Origin of the sequence: Polycladomyces subterraneus, assembly GCF_030433435.1 — a bacterium.
Classification (GTDB): domain Bacteria; phylum Bacillota; class Bacilli; order Thermoactinomycetales; family JIR-001; genus Polycladomyces; species Polycladomyces subterraneus.
Genome location: NZ_JANRHH010000013.1, coordinates 128,540 through 146,425, shown reverse-complemented (window position 1 = coordinate 146,425; position 17,886 = coordinate 128,540). Strand labels below are relative to the sequence as shown.

Here is a 17,886-nt window from a genome sequence, read left to right as displayed (position 1 = left end):
GCATGGGAGGGGTTTCGCGACACCCGTGTGTACCGTGCTGTTGCTATCGATTCAATGTCCAGGCAGGTTGCAGTATGCCCGGTGAGCAGGCTAAGAGACATGAAGGCGGGATGGATCACCCGGGACTGCTTTTCTGTATTGAACCGTTTGTTCGATTAATGATAAAGGAAAGGTGACCAACCCATGAAATCGTATGTATTATTTTTTGATCAAGTGGACCGTTCCAGTCTCCCTTATGTCGGGGGAAAGGGAGCCAACCTGGGTGAACTGAGTAAGGCAGGCTTTCCGGTACCAGATGGGTTTTGTGTGACGACATATGCGTATCAAGATTTTATCGCCACCAGTCCCGAAATGGATTCTTTGTTAGAAGAACTCAATGCAATGGACCCGGATGATTTAAATCAATTGCGGAAGTTAGGAGAGCGTATTCGTACTCACTTACAACAATTGGAGATCCCCTTCCAGTTGAGAAGAGAAATCATTCATGCCTGGGAATCGGTGGGGAAAGAGCATGCTTATGCCGTTCGTTCCAGTGCAACGGCTGAGGATCTGCCTACTGCTTCGTTTGCGGGTCAGCAGGATACCTATTTGAACATTAAGGGGCAGGATGAACTGCTTCAACATGTTCGGAAATGTTGGGCGTCTTTGTTTACCGATCGTGCCATATCCTATCGGGCGAAAAATGGGTTCGATCATCGTCAGGTCTACCTGTCTGTCGTGGTTCAGCGGATGATGAATCCGGAAATTTCAGGTATTCTGTTTACCGCGGATCCGGTGAACGGGAATCGCAAAGTCGTTTCCATTGATGCCAGTTTCGGATTGGGAGAAGCCATTGTATCCGGAATGGTGTCGGCAGATTTATACAAAGTAAAAGACGGCAACATCATTCAAAAGAACATTTCAGAAAAGAAAATTGCGGTTTTCTCCTTGCCTGAAGGAGGTACGGTGAAAAAAGACTTGCCTCCGGATCAACAGACCAAGCAAGCCTTGTCGGACAGCCAGATTTTGCGTTTGGCTGAGCTGGGAAAAAGAATCGAGAAGCATTTTGGCTCCCCGCAAGACATCGAGTTCTGTATCGAAAACGGAAAGATCTTTGTCGTGCAAAGCCGGCCGATTACTTCGCTGTATCCCCTGCCTGACATTCCGCAAGAACCGCTTCGTGTCATGTTCTCATTCGGTCATGTACAAATGATGACAAATGCCATGAAACCGTTGGGGCTCTCGGTCTTACGAACCATTTTTCCGAAAAATGTGTTTTTGGAAGCAGGGGGACGTCTTTTTGTTGATCCCACGGAAGTGCTTCGTACCAAGCTGGGAAGAAAAATGCTGCCCAAAGCTTTTAAAAATTTGTTTGATGAAGCGTTCAGCCATGCCATCAGTGAAGTCATTCAGCGGCCTGAGTTCCTCCAGGTTCCCCCTAAAAAGGGTTTAGTCAAGTCAAGACGCCAAATCATAGCCCCCATTATAAAAAATGTGTGGAAAAATCTTCACAAACGTGACCCGAAATTGGCGAAAAGCAAGGTTGAAAGTTTTATGCAGAAAAAGTGGACAGAGGTCCGTGAAGCTTTGCAGAGTGTAAGCGGGGCCGAACGCCTGGAGGCGGTTCAATATCAATTAAGCATTTTGGCAAAGGATTTGTTGCCGAACCTTCTTCCATACGTTGCCTGTTTCCCGATCTCATTCATGTTGTTGAAGAAAGCGCTGGGGGATGTGAAAGAACTGTACCAATTGAATAAATCCCTCCCCGGCAATATCACCAGCGAAATGGGCCTGCAGATTGGCGATTTGGCTGATCTGGTCCGCGAACTGCCAGAAGTGGAGGAGTATCTGAAACATGCAAATGACCAAACCTTCCATGAAGGGCTTTTAAACGTACGCGGGGGAGAGAGATTTAAACGCGCTTTTGATAATTTTATCTCCAAATACGGACATAGATGCCCTGGTGAAATTGACCTGACAAGGCCTCGCTGGCGTAAAGCACCTACCCAACTGGTTCCTGCTATCCTGGGACACATGCGCAGCGTGAAGCCGGGAGAACATCGGAAAAAATTCATTCAGGGAGAACAGGAAGCCCAAGAAGCTGCTCAGCGGATTATGGATCAAGTGGGACGTCGTGGTTTCAAGTCCAAATGGATTAACCGTCTCATTGATGTATACCGCCATATGGGCGGGCTTCGAGAGCACCCCAAATATCTGTTAACATTGATTTTGGATGAATGCAAAAAAGCCATTATGGCCGAAGCGGAAGAACTGGTAAGGAAAGGGGTTCTGCATCAAGCAGAAGATGTGTTTTTCTTTACTCTTGACGAGTTGATTCAACTCTCAAAAGGCGAGTTTCAACAAGATGTTTCCTCATTTGTTGCTGAGCGGAAAGAAAAATATGAATGGCACCAAACATTGCATCCACCCAAAATGATGACCAGTGAAGGAGAAATGGTAACAGGTTCTCCCAGGAAAGGAGAGTTTCCCGAAGGGGCGCTTGTTGGAACACCGGCTTCCGCCGGAGTGGTTGAAGGGAAGGCCCGGACCGTCTTGAAACCAGAAGATGCTCACCTCAATGAAGGGGAGATTCTTGTTGCTCCTCATACCGATCCCGGTTGGACTCCGTTATTCCAATCGGCAAAAGCACTGGTTACAGAGGTAGGTGGCCTGATGACTCACGGTTCGGTGGTGGCTCGTGAATATGGAATTCCCGCCGTGGTGGGAGTGGATGATGCCACGAAGAAAATCAAAGACGGGCAAATGATTCGTGTAGACGGAAACCAGGGTTTTGTGGAGATTTTAAGTGGAGAAAATAAGTAAGTGTTATAAGGAGCGAGCGGGAAAACCCAGTCCTTATCGTCGCACATTGCATACCAAGTATATATCATCCCCGGGCCGATCAGACCCGGGGGTCCAGAACCCTTGCCGTCACGCCCCGAAGGTAACGCCGGCTGTCAGGGGTTCTAGCGTATTTGCGGAAAAATCCACGTATGAAATGCATGTGCTACTCCGTTTTGGTCGTTGGTGAGGGTGGTATAACGACACACCTGCCGAATGGCCGGATCGGCGTTGCCCATGGCGATGCCCAGTCCGGCGGCAGTCAGCATGGACCAGTCGTTTTCGCTGTCACCAATGGCGGCGGTTTCCTCCATCGGTATCCCCAAACGTTCCGCCAGCCAACGGAGTGCAATCCCCTTTTGTGACTCGCGTGAGGTTATCTCCAATGAACCTGCGCCGGAAGAGAATGCGGTCAACTCCTCAAACTGATGGGTCCATTCCCGGATGCTTTTCAGTTGTTCCTCCGATGTGGAAAAACACAAGAACTTGTGAACCCGCCAGTCTGGGAGCGATGAATCATCTGTAAGCTCCATCAGCCCCTGTTGATAGAGTTGGAGTTGAGACATCTGCCAAAGTGCGGCTTGTGACTCTGAACGGGCGGCCGCCTGTTCGATAAGGGCCGATTCTTTCGCCAGACGGTGTTGCCCTTCCCGTGAAGAGAAAATCCCTTGTTGGGTGTAAATTTGGTAGTAAATACCTATGTTTTTTAGCAGATCCCATACCGATTTCACCAGCGGCTTTGGAAGGAAGACGTTACGGATACACTCGCCTTCCCACTCGACCACGGCTCCGTTGACGGCGATGACCGGACAGGACAATCCCGCCGCCTTGAGCAATCGCTTGGCGTCGGGGAGAGAACGCCCGGTAGCGATCACGACCGTGATGCCGCGCGCTTGGGCTTCCCGGATCGCTTCAGCATTGGCTCGGTGAATGATGCCGTCCGTACCGAGCAAGGTGCCGTCCAAATCGATGGCTGTTAATTTCAAGGATATTTCCCCCTTTTGCCTAGAGTGTACATTCTGAAATGCTTTTCAGGTCAAGAGGCAAATCGGGAAAAATGATCAGTCCTACGGGGGAATCCCGGTGAGCGGACCGCATATCATAAAAAGTGAGAAGCTTCAATCTAGAATGATCTTCCGAATAATTGCTATTGCATTGACAAGCGCCTCGGGTTATCTTAGAGATGAAGGCGTTTTCATTTTTCGGCGAATTTCGAACGAGCGCTCGATCAAAATTTGCTGTTGGAGGTGGCCGTAGTGACGGAAACCGTGGTGTTGGGTGGTGCGCGCACACCGTTTGGGAAATTTGGTGGTGCTTTGAAGGGAATTCCCTCTGTAGAGCTGGGTGGCATCGCGATCCGGGGAGCACTGGAACGCGCCGGGATTCCGCGTGAAGCGGTGGAGGAAGTGATCATGGGTATGGTCCTGCAAGGCGGGGCAGGCCAGATTCCCTCCCGGCAAGCTGCGCGACATGCGGGGTTGCCTTGGGAGGTGCAGACGGAGACGATCAACAAAGTGTGCGCATCAGGACTGCGTAGTGCGACATTGGCGGATCAAGTGATCAGGTCCGGCGGGGCGCAGGTGATTGTGGCGGGTGGCATGGAGAGCATGAGCAATGCTCCCTATATTGTGCCGTCGGGGCGCTGGGGACAGCGCATGGGTGACGGGAAGCTGGTGGATCTGATGATTCATGATGGTTTGTGGTGTGCGTTTGATGATGTTCACATGATTGTTCACGGCAGCAATGTGGCGGCGGAGTATGGAGTATCGCGCGAAGAGCAGGATCGTTGGGCACTGCGCAGTCACGAGCGGGCGATCGCAGCGATCGAGTCGGGCAAATTGGCGGAAGAGATCGTTCCCGTCACGGTCAAGACAAAGAAACATGAGACGGTGGTAGACACGGATGAATCCCCCCGTCGGGACACTTCTCTGGAAAAACTGGCATCGCTTTCACCGGTTTATTTGAAAGACGGCACGATCACCGCGGGGAATGCTCCCGGTGTGAATGATGGTGCGGCAGCGTTGGTGCTGTCCTCTGCGAACAAAGCGCGGGAGCTGGGGGTTGAGCCGTTGGCCAAAATCGTCGGGCATGCGGCAGTGGCGATGGAAGCGCGCTATTTCCCCATCACCCCGGCCCATGCGATCCAGAAGTTGTTGAAGCAGCATGATCGAGAGCTGGACGACATTCACCTGTTGGAAGTGAACGAAGCGTTTGCCGCCGTCGCTTTGTCCAACGGAAAAATCCTTGGTTGGGATGAAGAAAAGGTGAATGTTAACGGCGGGGCAATCGCGCTGGGTCACCCGATCGGCGCCAGCGGCGCGCGGATCCTTCTTACGCTGATTTATGAATTGCGTCGGCGCGGCGGCGGATGGGGGGTAGCGGCCATTTGCAGCGGTTCAGGGCAAGGAGATGCCGTATTGGTCAAGGTGGATTGATGCTCGGAATGGCGTCCTGCGCTCCGGGGCGGAGCGGCCATAATCTGCTTCCTTGAGATCGCAGGTAGTGCGAACCGGGAAAGCAATGTGGGAAATATGGATCAGACACACCCCTGTAAGAATGAAAAAACGCTACAGAAAGGGGATGCACATGGAAATTCAACGCGTCAGCGTGATCGGCGCCGGCCAGATGGGGAGCGGTATCGCCCAAGTGGCGGCGCAATCCGGCCTTCACGTGACGTTGGTGGACGTCGATGAAGCGCGGGTGAACAAGGGGCTGCAATCGATTGAGAAAAATCTGGGGCGTCAACTGGAAAAGGGGCGGCTCACCGAAGAGCAAAAGGAGGAGATCCTGGGGCGCTTGCACCCGTTGACGGATTTGGCCGTGGCCGTGGCCGAGGTGGATCTGGTCATTGAGGCGGTAGTGGAAAACAAGCAGGTGAAGGCGGATCTCTTCCGTCAGCTGGATCAACATGCTCCAGTGCACGCGATTTTGGCAACGAATACCTCGTCGCTGCCGATCACGGAGATTGCGGCGGCCACCAAGCGGCCGGAAAAAGTGATTGGGATGCATTTTATGAACCCAGTTCCTGTGATGAAGTTGGTAGAGGTGATCCGCGGTCTGGCCACCTCGGAAGAAACCTTCCGTGTAGTGGATCGTTTGGCCCGCCATATGGGGAAAACGCCGGTCGAAGTGCAAGACTTCCCTGGTTTCGTTTCCAACCGGGTACTCATGCCGATGATCAATGAGGCCATCTATGCGGTGTATGAAGGGGTCGCCACACCGGAAGCGATCGACGAAGTGATGAAACTGGGCATGAACCATCCGATGGGCCCGCTCACCTTGGCCGACTTCATCGGATTGGACACCTGCCTGTACATCATGGAAACGTTGTATGAGGGATTCGGTGACAGCAAGTATCGCCCGTGCCCCTTGCTCAAAAAATACGTAGCGGCTTGTTGGCTGGGGCGCAAGACGGGACGCGGGTTTTACGTTTACGAATGAGAAAACGGCAACGGAAGGCCGGGTGTTTCGGTTGTATGAATATCTGGGGGCAACCCGGAACGCGAATCCGAGCGATAGGGAGATGACGGATCTGATAACGGGATCGGTTAGCGGATCGGTTTGAGCAGCTCTGTTTCCTCGCCGGGTGCAGGTGTCGCGACTGGGAAAACGAGACGGGTCATATTTGCCAAACACACCCTAGTAATCCGGGATTCAAAGCTGCCCGGCATTCCGTCGAAGGGGGACGAGGGATATGCATCTCCAGTTCACATCTGAACAGAACATGTTGCGCCAAATGGTACGGGAATTCGCTCAAACCGAAATCCTGCCCATGGTTCCGGAAATGGATGAACAAGACACTTTCCCTCGCAAGATCGTGGACAAAATGGCGGAACTGGGGCTGATGGGGATTCCGATTCCGGAAGAGTGGGGCGGCGCCGGCGCAGATTTCATCTCCTACATTTTGGCCTTGGAGGAGATCTCCAAGGTGAGTGCTGCCGTTGGTGTCATCCTGGCCGTACACACCTCAGTGGGAACGATGCCGATCCTGCGCTACGGTAACGAAGAGCAAAAGAAAACCTATGTCACTCGGATGGCACGCGGCGAATACCTGGGGGCGTTTGCGCTGACGGAGCCTTCGGCCGGTTCCGACGCCGCCCGGATTCGCACCACGGCGCGCCGGGTGGGTGACAAATATGTGTTGAACGGTAGCAAGGTGTTCATTACCAACGCCGGTGAGGCGGATGTGTACGTCACGTTTGCCGTGACCGACCCGGACAAGGGAGCCGAAGGGATATCCGCGTTTATCGTGGAAAAAGACACACCCGGATTTTCGGTTGGCAAGAAAGAGAAAAAGATGGGGTTGAATGGCTCCAATACGTGCGAGCTGATCTTTGACAATGCGGAAGTCCCCGCATCCAACCTGCTCGGGAAGGAAGGACAGGGGTATGAAATCGCGCTGTCCAACCTGGCGGGGGGACGGATCGGGATCGGGGCTCAAGCGTTGGGCATCGCCACAGCGGCCTACGAGCACGCGCTGGCGTATGCAAAGGAACGGGTGCAGTTCGGCCAGCCGATCGCCAAAATGCAGGCAATTCAGTTCAAGTTGGCGGATATGGCCACCGCCATTGAGGCGGCCCGATTGTTGATTTACCGAGCGGCTCACCTGCGGCAACAGGGACATCATTGCAAGCGGGAAGCGTCAATGGCCAAACTGTTTGCGACCGATACGGCCATGAAAGTCACTACGGAAGCGATCCAGGTGTTCGGCGGGTACGGGTACACCCGGGAGTATCCGGTGGAGCGCTTGTTCCGGGATGCCAAAGTAACGCAGATCTATGAAGGCACCAACGAGATTCAACGCCTCGTCATCGCATCGACGTTGTTGGAGGACTGAGCCTCGTCGGGAGAAGAAACCGTCTCCTATGTGAAAGGTGACCATTTTCATCCAGCGGGATGCGGGATCAGAAAGAGACGGAGTGGTGAGAAACCGATGGACGGACCCGTCATCCCGCAACGGTATATCAACGAGGGAAGCGGGGGAGAGTGCATGGATTTTCAGCTGAGCGAAGAGCATGTGATGATGCAGAAAATGGTGAGGGAGTTTGCATTGAAGGAAGTGGCGCCAACAGCGGCCGAACGGGACGAACAAGAGAGATTTGACCGTACCATTTTCGACAAAATGGCTGAGCTGGGTTTGACAGGAATCCCGTGGCCGGAGGAAGTGGGCGGGGGTGGCGCCGATTTCCTCAGTTACGTAATCGCCGTGGAGGAGCTGTCGCGCGTGTGCGCTTCCACCGGTGTTACGCTGTCCGCTCACATTTCGCTGGCCAGCTGGCCCATCTTTGCATTTGGTACCGATGAGCAGAAAGAACGGTTTTTGCGTCCGCTGGCGGAGGGAACGAAAATCGGCGCGTATGGGCTGACTGAACCTGGTTCCGGATCGGATGCCGCAGGGATGAAGACGACCGCGGTGCGCGACGGAGACGAATATGTGTTGAATGGTAGCAAAATTTTCATCACCAACGGCGGGGAAGCCGAAATCTACGTCGTGTTTGCGGTGACCGACCCCACCAAGAAGCACCACGGGATCACGGCATTCATCGTCGAGAAGGGGACACCGGGGTTTTCCTTCGGCAAAAAAGAAAAAAAATTGGGCATTCGCTCCTCTCCCACGCTGGAGATTCTCTTTGACAACTGCCGGATTCCGGTGGAAAACCGTCTGGGGGAAGAAGGGGAAGGCTTCAAAATCGCAATGAAAACGTTGGACGGCGGGCGAAACGGTATTGCCGCCCAAGCGGTTGGGATCGCCCAGGGTGCGTTGGATGCCGCGCTGGCATATGCGAAGGAACGGGTGCAATTCGGGCGGCCGATCGCCAAACTGCAGGCGATTCAATTCAAGTTGGCGGATATGGCCACCAAAATCGAGGCGGCACGTTTGCTCACCTATCAGGCGGCATGGTTGGAGTCCCAGGGGCTTCCATACGGAAAGGCATCGGCGATGGCCAAGATGTTTGCCGCTGATGTGGCGATGGAAGTGACCACCGAGGCGGTGCAGGTGTTCGGCGGATACGGGTATACACGGGAATATCCGGTGGAGCGTATGATGCGCGATGCGAAGATCACGCAAATCTATGAGGGCACCAATGAAATTCAACGGGTGGTCATCGCCAATCACCTGCTGAAATCCTAAAGGGTGGTGGCCATGAACGCGTGGGTACGGGACATCCGGCAGAGAAACCGGCGAGCGATCGCTAGAGCCATCACCTGTCTGGAGAGTGGTGAGGAACGGGAACGGACGGCATTGTTGGAAGCCCTTTATCCGCACACTGGCCGGGCATGGGTGATCGGGTGGACCGGTCCGCCGGGGGCAGGCAAAAGTACACTTACCGATCGGATGATTCGCCATTTACGTGGACAGGGACGGACCGTAGGTGTGATCGCGGTGGACCCCACAAGCCCGTTTACCGGTGGAGCGCTTTTGGGCGACCGGGTGCGGATGACCGCCCACGCACTGGACGAGGGGGTTTTTATCCGCAGCATGGGATCGCGCGGCAGTCTGGGCGGGTTGTCCCGGGCGACGGGAGAAGCGGTTCGGGTGTTGGATGCGGCCGGTTACGACGTGATTTTTGTGGAAACCGTCGGGGTGGGGCAGTCCGAGGTGGACATCATGCATATGGCGGATACCGTGGCGCTGGTCGTCACACCCGGTGCGGGCGACACGATCCAGGTGTTCAAAGCGGGAGTGATGGAGATCGCTGATTTGTTTGTGGTGAACAAAGCGGATCTGGACGGCGCCCGCAAACTGATCGCCCAACTGGAAGAGATGCTGGACATTGCGAAGCATGATCACGCTTGGCGCCCGCCCATTGTGTCCACTGTATCGACGCGGGGACAGGGAACGGACCGGTTGTGGGAAGCGTTGACGGAACACCGGGATTTCCTCGAACAAACCGGTGAATGGAACCGACGCCGCCTCCACCGTCTGCGCCGGGAAGTGCTGGCTATCATGGAGGAACGTTTGCATCGGGAGATTCAGTCTTGGTTATCCCGTCCCGAGGCTGCAACCGATCTGGACCGTGTCGAACGAAGGGAAATCGGACCTCATCAGGTGGCGGATCAGTGGTGGAGGCGAATGCGAGGCAAGTGCGATGGAGGAGATCATTCCAAATAAAGGAGGGGTGCGGATGCCGCAGCATCGCAAACCGATCCCTTCCGAGATCAAGAACCCCAAGCTGGTAGAAGAGCGGCGTCGGCAAATCATTCGCGGTGCGGTGGAATTGTTCGTCCGAAAGGGATTCCACAAGACGACCACCCGCGAAATCGCACGGGAATGCGGCTTCAGCATCGGCACAATGTACGAATACATTCAAACCAAAGAAGACGTGTTGTACCTGGTGTGCGACGACATCCACACTGAGCTGGAAAAACGGCTGAATGAGGCGGTGGATGAAGAAGCCACCGGGAGGGACAGTCTGGTGCGGGCCGTGGCTCATCATTTTCGCGTGATGGACGAAATGAGCGACTATGTGCTTTTGATCTATCAGGAAACCAAATCTTTGCCCAAGGAAGCGCTTCGCTACGTCTTGCAAAAAGAAGAAGAGATTACGTCCCTGTTTGAACGGATATTGGAGAAGGGAATCGCCGACGGAACGCTTCATCTGGAGCCTTCCTCAGTCAAACTGATGGCTCATCAGATCATGGTGATGGGGCAAATGTGGACGTTTCGCCGGTGGGCACTCCGGAAGTATTACACCTTGGAAGAATACACTCGCTTGCAGACAGCGTTGTTGCTGAGGGAGTTGACGACACCAACAGGAGGTGAACACCATGACGACAACCGAGGTTTACCGTCCCCGACATGCGGTGCGGTTCGTGACGGCGGCCAGCCTGTTTGACGGGCATGACGCTTCCATCAACTTGTTCCGCCGTCTGTTGCAGGCATCTGGTGTGGAAGTGATCCATCTGGGGCACAACCGTTCGGTGGATGAAATCGTGACGGCGGCGATTCATGAGGATGTGCAGGGCATTGCTGTCTCCTCCTATCAAGGCGGTCATATGGAGTTTTTCAAATATATGATCGATCTGCTCAAAGAACGGGGAGCGGAGCACATCCGCGTGTTTGGTGGCGGGGGAGGTGTGATCGTTCCACGAGAAATCCGGGAGTTGGAAGCGTACGGCGTGGCCAAGATCTTCTCTCCCGACGACGGGATGAAAATGGGGTTGCAAGGCATCATCAACCACATGGTGAAGGAATGCGACTTCCCCACTGTGGAGCAGGTGACATGGGAATTGGAGAAACTCCCGGAAGCCGACCCGCGTGCCATCGCCCGCCTGATCACCTTGGCCGAACATGTGGCGGAGGATCGGGAAGGACGTGAGGCGGTGGCGTCCACACTGGCGGAATTGGCGGAGTCCGCTGCCGAGGTCGGGTTTGTTCCTGTGGTGGGCATCACCGGAACCGGAGGTGCTGGGAAAAGTTCACTCACTGACGAATTGGTACGGCGGTTCCTGGAAGATTTCCCGGGAAAAAAAGTGGCCGTGCTCTCCATCGATCCGTCCAAACAACGCACAGGAGGTGCATTGCTCGGTGACCGCATTCGCATGAACGCGGTACACCACCCGCGTGTGTACATGCGGAGCTTGGCGACGCGGCGTAACCGGTCTGAGCTCAGTGCGGCCACCCGTGACGCGATCGCCATCGTCAAACGGGCGGGTTACGACCTGGTGATCGTGGAAACGAGTGGGATCGGCCAGGGGGATGCGGACATCACGCAAGTGAGCGATCTGTCTTTGTATGTGATGACGTCCGAGTTCGGCGCGCCTTCTCAGTTGGAAAAAATCGAGATGCTGGATTACGCCGACTTGATCGCCATCAACAAATTCGACCGTAAAGGATCGGAAGACGCGCTGCGCGACGTGAAGAAACAATGGCGGCGTAATCATGGGAAATTTGATTTGCCTGATGAAAAAATCCCAGTTTATGGAACCATGGCCAGCCGCTTCAACGATCCGGGCACCAATGTGTTGTACCGGGCTCTCATCGACAAGCTGAATGAGAAGTTCGATCTTGGCTGGAAATCCTCCATGGACGTAACGGGACAACAGGTGGAAGTCCGCCACATCATCCCACCGGAGCGGACGCATTATCTGCGGGATATCGCCAACACGGTGCGAAATTATCGCAAATGGGTGGAGGAACAGACGGAACTCGCACGCCGGTTGTTCCAACTGCACGGCGCCCGCGAGTGGCTGGTGAAGGAAACGACGTCGGAAGCTCCGCTGAAACCGCTGGATGAGGCGATCCGGAAAATCGAGGAACAACTGGACCCCTATTGCAAAAAACTGATCGAAGAGTGGCCGAAGCTCAAGGAAATGTATCGGCAGGATGAATTCGTGTTCAAAGTGCGGGACCGAGAGGTCCGCATGCCGCTGTACCACGAGACGCTGGCCGGGAGCAAAATTCCGAAGATCGCGCTTCCCCGTTACGAGGATTGGGGAGAAATCCTGCGCTGGTGTCTGCTTGAGAACGTGCCGGGCCGTTTCCCCTATACCGCGGGCGTCTTCCCGCTGAAACGGACGGACGAGGATCCAAAACGGCAATTCGCAGGGGAAGGGACACCGCAACGGACCAACCGCCGATTCCATTACTTGTCGAAAAACGATCCGGCCAAACGGTTGTCCACCGCGTTTGACAGTGTCACCCTGTACGGCGAGGACCCGGACGAGCGGCCGGACATTTACGGTAAAATCGGAGAGTCCGGGGTGAGCATCTGCACGTTGGACGACATGAAGGAGTTGTACAAGGGTTTCGACCTGTGTTCACCCAATACCAGCGTCTCGATGACGATCAATGGGCCGGCGCCGATTATCTTGGCCATGTACTTCAATACCGCCATCGATCAGCAGGTAGAGAAATTCCGTGAAGCGCACGGTCGCGAACCCTCCCCGGAGGAATACGAAACGATCAAGGCAAAAACGTTGCAATCGGTGCGCGGAACGGTGCAGGCGGACATTCTGAAGGAGGATCAGGGGCAAAACACCTGCATTTTCTCCACGGAGTTCGCGCTGAAGATGATGGGGGACATCCAGGAGTATTTCATCCAAAACCGCGTGCGTAACTACTACTCCGTCAGCATCAGCGGGTACCACATCGCCGAGGCCGGCGCCAATCCGATCACCCAGCTGGCGTTTACGCTGGCCAACGCGTTCACCTACGTGGAATATTACCGTAGCCGCGGGATGGATGTGGATGACTTCGCCCCCAACCTGTCGTTTTTCTTCAGCAACGGGTTGGATGCGGAGTATTCAGTGATCGGCCGGGTGGCCCGCCGCATTTGGGCAGTGGTGATGAAACGGTTGTACGGAGCAAACGAACGCAGCCAGAAATTGAAATACCATATTCAAACCTCGGGCCGTTCCCTGCACGCGCAGGAAATCGATTTCAACGACATCCGCACCACGTTGCAGGCGCTCATGGCCATCTATGATCAGTGTAACTCTCTGCACACCAACGCTTATGACGAGGCGATCACCACGCCAACCGAAGAATCGGTCCGCCGGGCGATGGCCATCCAGCTCATCATCACCAAGGAACTGGGATTGGCCAAAAATGAAAATCCGTTGCAGGGATCGTTCATCATCGAAGAGCTGACCGATTTGGTGGAAGAGGCCGTGTTGGCGGAATTTGAGCGGATCTCCGACCGGGGCGGCGTCCTGGGTGCGATGGAAACGCAGTATCAGCGGAGCAAAATCCAAGAGGAATCCCTCTACTACGAAACCAAAAAGCATTCCGGTGAACTGCCGATCATCGGTGTCAATACGTTCCTCAACCCGAATCCGCCGGAAGAGCCGGAATTGGAACTGACCCGCGCCACGCCGGAAGAAAAGGAATCGCAAATCCGTCGCTTGCGCCAATTCCATGAACGGCACAAAGATGAAGCACCTGCCGCTCTCGCCCGTCTGAAGCAGGTGGCGAGAGAAAACGGTAACATCTTCGCCGAGTTGATGGAAACGGTGAAGGTGGCCAGTCTGGGACAGATCACCGCAGCGCTGTATGAGGTCGGAGGGCAATACCGGCGAAACATGTGATCCTGTTTAGACGTGTTAGGTCATTCCATAAGGGGGCATTGTTTTCCCGGGTCCGCCGTCTCTCGCTCCTGAATCGCTGCTCTCAAAGGTCGCTCATGGGAAAATGGCCACCCTCTTTTAGGGGAGCGGGTCCGTTCCCGTCGAGCGACTCTAACTGTTGCTACGGAACGGAGACGAGAAATCGGAACCTGCGGACTTTGTCCATATCCTCACCCCCTTAAAAAAGGGAGCCGTTTTCACCATCCGGCGGTGTCAACCGGAGGTGAACAACGGCTCCATCACTGTTTGCCAGCGGATTCGCCTCCCGGAGGGGGAGGCATTTCGTTCGCCATCCGACAGGAGGAGATGAGGAAAAACACGTCTGCTCAACAAAAGTAATTCAGCGGACCGGGTGATGGCGACTGATGACGGATCAGTCACTCAGAAGTGGATTTCCACTCATCGACAAGCGGCATGGCGGCCAAGCCGGTCAAGAGAATGATGAGCGGAAATACCAAGTGCTGCAACACGCTCCCCCTCCTCTGATATGGGGTGTGTGCAAGAATAATGATAGCTTGACAATGTTAACCTCCAGTCAAGACGGAATCAAGATTTCACAAAGTTGCAACCAACTTCCTGATTTTTTCCATTTTCAAGGGTTATCAGGTTGACTTCCCTTTTTGTTTGGTTAAAATAGACGTACGGACCAAGAACGTTGGCGGCTCAAGGACAATGCGTACGGAAGGAAGTGTCCAATGATGAGCGGGAAAATAGCTTCCTTGACACCCGAAGAAATCCGAGAGACGGCGATGGTCGATCTCGTTTATGAGTTGTTGTACGAAAAGGGCGAACCGATGCTGTACCGCGATCTTTTCCAGGAAGTGGCCCGGTTGAAAGGGTTCACGGAAGAGGAGATGGCGCGCTATATCGCGCAATTATACACCGAGATCAATATCGACGGCCGGTTTATCTGTGTTGGCAAAAGTTTGTGGGGTTTGAAAAAATGGTATCCCACTGAACAGGCCACCGACTCCGCCGTTCAGGCCAATGTGAAAGACGACTTTGACGAAGATCTGGAAGAGGATTTGTTTGAAGAAGAAGAGGATGAACTGTTCGACGACGAACAACTGGATGAAGATGATGTTTTCGACGACGAGGAATTTGAAGAGCTTGATGAGGAAGAGGTAGAAGAAGCGGAGGAAGAAGAAGAAGATCTGATATGAGGACCGGAAACACCGGTCTTTTTTGCCGCCCGTGCTGATCTTGGCTGTTGACAAAGTTTCCTTCAAAAAGGTAAACTACTTTCTGGGCTAATTGAACGGATATAACCCGATACCGTGTAGTCGCGAATGTGAGGAGCGCCCCCTGATCAGGGTGGCGCTTTTTCTATTTTCCGTGAAAATGGGAATCCTGAGTGCATGGAGGGAACGATCGATGACGACCAAATTCATCTTTGTCACCGGCGGTGTGGTTTCGTCACTGGGAAAAGGGATCACAGCGGCGTCATTGGGCCGATTGCTCAAAAACCGCGGTCTGAAAGTGACGATTCAAAAATTTGACCCGTACATCAACGTGGACCCTGGGACGATGAGTCCGTATCAGCATGGCGAGGTGTTCGTCACCGACGACGGGGCGGAAACGGATCTGGATCTGGGCCATTATGAACGGTTTATCGATATCAATTTGTCCAAAAACAGCAACGTGACGACCGGAAAAATCTACTCTGCCGTGATCAACAAGGAACGGCGGGGGGATTATCTCGGGGGAACAGTGCAGGTGATTCCTCACATCACCAACGAGATCAAAGATCGGGTGTTTCGTGCTGCTCGGGAGACTCACCCGGACGTCGTGATCACCGAGATCGGCGGAACAGTGGGAGACATCGAGAGCCTACCGTTTTTGGAGGCAATCCGCCAGATCAAAAGCGATGTGGGCCGGGAACACGTCATGTACATCCATTGCACGTTGATCCCGATGCTGTCGGCCAGCGGGGAACTGAAGACCAAGCCGACACAACACAGCGTCAAGGAATTGCGCAGCATCGGCATTCAGCCCAATGTCATCGTCTGTCGCACCGAGCATCCGCTGTCCGATGATTTGAAGAGGAAAATCGCTCTCTTTTGCGACATCGACCCTGAAGCGGTCATCGAAGCCCGGGATGCCGAAACGCTGTATGAGGTACCGCTGATGTTGCAGGCGGAAGGACTGGACGATATCGTCATCAAACATCTGGGGCTGAAGTGTGGCGAAGCGGATATGACCGAATGGATCGCACTGGTCAACAAGGTGAAAAACCTCTCCCATGTCACCAAAATTGCGATCGTCGGCAAGTACGTGGCGCTGCACGATGCCTACATGAGTGTGGTTGAAGCCTTGCGTCACGCAGGCTTCTACAACGATACCGATATCGACGTGATGTGGGTCAACTCTGAGGAAGTCAACGACCAAAACGTGGCCGAACTGCTCGGGGAAGCCGACGGAATCCTGGTGCCTGGTGGATTCGGCGATCGGGGGACGGAGGGGAAAATTATCGCCACCCGTTATGCACGGGAAAACAACATTCCGTTTTTGGGAATCTGTCTGGGCATGCAAATGGCTTGCGTGGAAGGCGCGCGCAACTTGTTGCAACTGGAGGGGGCCAACAGCTCCGAGATCGATCCCGAAACACCGCATCCGATTATCGATCTGTTGCCGGAACAAAAAGAGATCGAAGATCTGGGCGGTACCATGCGGCTCGGGTTGTATCCCTGCAAACTGGTCCCCGATTCGCTGGCGCAAAAAGCGTATGGCAATGGCCTCGTTTACGAACGGCACCGCCATCGTTACGAGTTTAACAATGAATACCGTGAAGATCTGGAAAAAGTGGGCTTCCGATTCTCCGGCACCTCTCCGGATGGACGATTGGTGGAAATCATCGAGCTGACCAACCATCCGTGGTTCGTGGCAACCCAGTTCCATCCGGAATTCCGTTCACGCCCGAACCGGCCGCATCCGTTATTCCGCGACTTTGTCCATGCGGCATTGAAAATGAAATTGTCCCAGGTAGAAGTGTAACGGGATCAAGTGAACTGCATTAAAGGGTTCGTTTTCCCGCTCTCGTTTCGTCTAAGTCCAAAAGGTCGGTCGTGGGAAAACGACCATCCTCATTTAGGGGAGCGGTCCGAATTTCCCGTCGAGCGACTCTAGCTGTTGCTACGGAGCGGAGACGGGATATCGGAGACCGTGAATATTGCCAACAAACTGAGGGCGCAATCATGCGCCCTTCTATTTTTGTCCAAAATGTGAAAGGAAGTATTGCCATTTGCGAAGTGCAACCCATATAATAACTATAGAATAATCTGATGATTTTAACTAATAGGATAAATGTGTGGGTGTAAACATAACACTTATGCTTGGAGAGGGGAGAGGGGCAAAGTGAAACCGCAAGCGCAGCTAAAGGGTCAGACGCGCGCCAGCAGACACGAGAGTGCACGTAAACACGTTTGGTCATTCATTTGGATGATGGTGCTGACCGCGGCATCATTTATCGCTGTGGGAATGAAACTGCTTCCGATGGCGATCGTTGTTCCTGTGATCGTCTTTTTCGCCTGCATCCAAGTGGTTCTCCAACTATTCACCTTTATGCATATGGATCAGAAAGGACACGCCATCCCGATCATCTTTATCTCACTCGGTATTGTGATCGCTGTCGTCTCGGTCATAGGCTTGCAATTACTCTGAATGTGAAAAGGATTCCCCGTAAGACTCCCTCATGCATTCCGACGTTCTGCTTCGGCAGAACTTTTTTCTTGCGCTTTTTTTGGATGCGGTCGGCAGGAATCGGATGAAACGGACACGAAATGAAATATAACAAGAAACCGTTATCGGGTAACCCGTGTGCAGCTTGGGGCATCCCCGCGGATTCCGAAAATGTCGGACTGGCCGGATCAAACCCGGGGCGTCCGGTCATGTGAGGATTTGGACTTGGATGATTCCCAATTTTCCATCTTTACGGAGGCCTTACCGGAATAAGGGGGTGAATGGAAGGGAGTCATTGCAAACCAAACCGACGACAAC

12 protein-coding genes are annotated in these 17,886 nt (G+C 53.9%); 11 read left to right on the top strand and 1 reads right to left on the bottom strand.

What is annotated here, in order from left to right; translation table 11 throughout:
• The first annotated feature begins 183 nt into the window (after positions 1–183).
• Positions 184–2,802 carry a phosphoenolpyruvate synthase gene (locus NWF35_RS02620; protein WP_301237534.1) on the top strand — a complete coding sequence of 873 codons (2,619 nt, stop codon included), beginning with the start codon at positions 184–186 and terminating at the stop codon, positions 2,800–2,802.
• A gap of 143 nt (positions 2,803–2,945) precedes the next feature.
• On the opposite strand, the gene NWF35_RS02615 is transcribed toward NWF35_RS02620, so the two are convergent.
• Positions 2,946–3,806, bottom strand: a complete 861-nt coding sequence (locus NWF35_RS02615; protein ID WP_301237533.1) for a Cof-type HAD-IIB family hydrolase — start codon at positions 3,804–3,806, stop codon at positions 2,946–2,948.
• Positions 3,807–4,076: 270 nt separating this feature from the next.
• Here NWF35_RS02615 and NWF35_RS02610 point away from each other — a divergent pair, with 270 nt between their 5' ends.
• The 10 genes from NWF35_RS02610 to NWF35_RS02565 all read left to right on the top strand — a co-directional run bounded on the left by NWF35_RS02610 (position 4,077) and on the right by NWF35_RS02565 (position 17,550).
• The gene (locus NWF35_RS02610) at positions 4,077–5,255 is read left to right on the top strand and encodes an acetyl-CoA C-acetyltransferase (RefSeq protein ID WP_301237532.1); all 1,179 of its coding nucleotides are present in this window, start codon (positions 4,077–4,079) and stop codon (positions 5,253–5,255) included.
• 151 nt (positions 5,256–5,406) lie between these two features.
• The gene (locus tag NWF35_RS02605; protein ID WP_301237531.1) at positions 5,407–6,261 is read left to right on the top strand and encodes a 3-hydroxybutyryl-CoA dehydrogenase; all 855 of its coding nucleotides are present in this window, start codon (positions 5,407–5,409) and stop codon (positions 6,259–6,261) included.
• Between the two features lie 253 nt (positions 6,262–6,514).
• Positions 6,515–7,657 (top strand): acyl-CoA dehydrogenase, encoded by a 1,143-nt coding sequence (locus NWF35_RS02600; RefSeq protein ID WP_301237530.1) that lies wholly within the window; start codon positions 6,515–6,517, stop codon positions 7,655–7,657.
• A gap of 153 nt (positions 7,658–7,810) precedes the next feature.
• Positions 7,811–8,953, top strand: a complete 1,143-nt coding sequence (locus tag NWF35_RS02595; RefSeq protein WP_301237570.1) for an acyl-CoA dehydrogenase — start codon at positions 7,811–7,813, stop codon at positions 8,951–8,953.
• Between the two features lie 12 nt (positions 8,954–8,965).
• The gene (gene meaB, locus NWF35_RS02590) at positions 8,966–9,934 is read left to right on the top strand and encodes a methylmalonyl Co-A mutase-associated GTPase MeaB (RefSeq protein ID WP_301237529.1); all 969 of its coding nucleotides are present in this window, start codon (positions 8,966–8,968) and stop codon (positions 9,932–9,934) included.
• A gap of 13 nt (positions 9,935–9,947) precedes the next feature.
• A complete protein-coding gene (locus NWF35_RS02585; RefSeq protein ID WP_301237528.1) occupies positions 9,948–10,658 on the top strand; it encodes a TetR/AcrR family transcriptional regulator in 711 nt (236 codons plus the stop codon).
• Positions 10,591–13,851, top strand: a complete 3,261-nt coding sequence (gene icmF / locus NWF35_RS02580; protein ID WP_301237527.1) for a fused isobutyryl-CoA mutase/GTPase IcmF — start codon at positions 10,591–10,593, stop codon at positions 13,849–13,851. Before NWF35_RS02585 ends, icmF begins: the two co-directional genes overlap by 68 nt.
• 737 nt (positions 13,852–14,588) lie before the next feature.
• Positions 14,589–15,053: a DNA-directed RNA polymerase subunit delta gene (rpoE, locus tag NWF35_RS02575; RefSeq protein WP_301237526.1), complete on the top strand. Its 465-nt coding sequence runs from the start codon at positions 14,589–14,591 to the stop codon at positions 15,051–15,053.
• A 211-nt stretch (positions 15,054–15,264) separates the two neighbouring features.
• Complete coding sequence (gene pyrG / locus NWF35_RS02570; protein ID WP_301237525.1) at positions 15,265–16,884, top strand: CTP synthase; 1,620 nt, start codon at positions 15,265–15,267, stop codon at positions 16,882–16,884.
• A gap of 360 nt (positions 16,885–17,244) precedes the next feature.
• Positions 17,245–17,550, top strand: a complete 306-nt coding sequence (locus NWF35_RS02565) for a cytochrome C oxidase subunit IV family protein (protein WP_301237524.1) — start codon at positions 17,245–17,247, stop codon at positions 17,548–17,550.
• Positions 17,551–17,886: the final 336 nt, after the last annotated feature.

Bases quoted from the DNA above. Each gene is read 5' to 3' on its own strand.
- meaB (WP_301237529.1), top strand. From the start codon at position 8,966: ATGAACGCGTGGGTACGGGACATCCGGCAGAGAAACCGGCGAGCGATC.
- NWF35_RS02595 (WP_301237570.1), top strand. From the start codon at position 7,811: ATGGATTTTCAGCTGAGCGAAGAGCATGTGATGATGCAGAAAATGGTG.
- pyrG (WP_301237525.1), top strand. From the start codon at position 15,265: ATGACGACCAAATTCATCTTTGTCACCGGCGGTGTGGTTTCGTCACTG.
- NWF35_RS02620 (WP_301237534.1), top strand. From the start codon at position 184: ATGAAATCGTATGTATTATTTTTTGATCAAGTGGACCGTTCCAGTCTC.
- rpoE (WP_301237526.1), top strand. From the start codon at position 14,589: ATGAGCGGGAAAATAGCTTCCTTGACACCCGAAGAAATCCGAGAGACG.
- NWF35_RS02585 (WP_301237528.1), top strand. From the start codon at position 9,948: ATGCCGCAGCATCGCAAACCGATCCCTTCCGAGATCAAGAACCCCAAG.
- icmF (WP_301237527.1), top strand. From the start codon at position 10,591: ATGACGACAACCGAGGTTTACCGTCCCCGACATGCGGTGCGGTTCGTG.
- NWF35_RS02605 (WP_301237531.1), top strand. From the start codon at position 5,407: ATGGAAATTCAACGCGTCAGCGTGATCGGCGCCGGCCAGATGGGGAGC.
- NWF35_RS02600 (WP_301237530.1), top strand. From the start codon at position 6,515: ATGCATCTCCAGTTCACATCTGAACAGAACATGTTGCGCCAAATGGTA.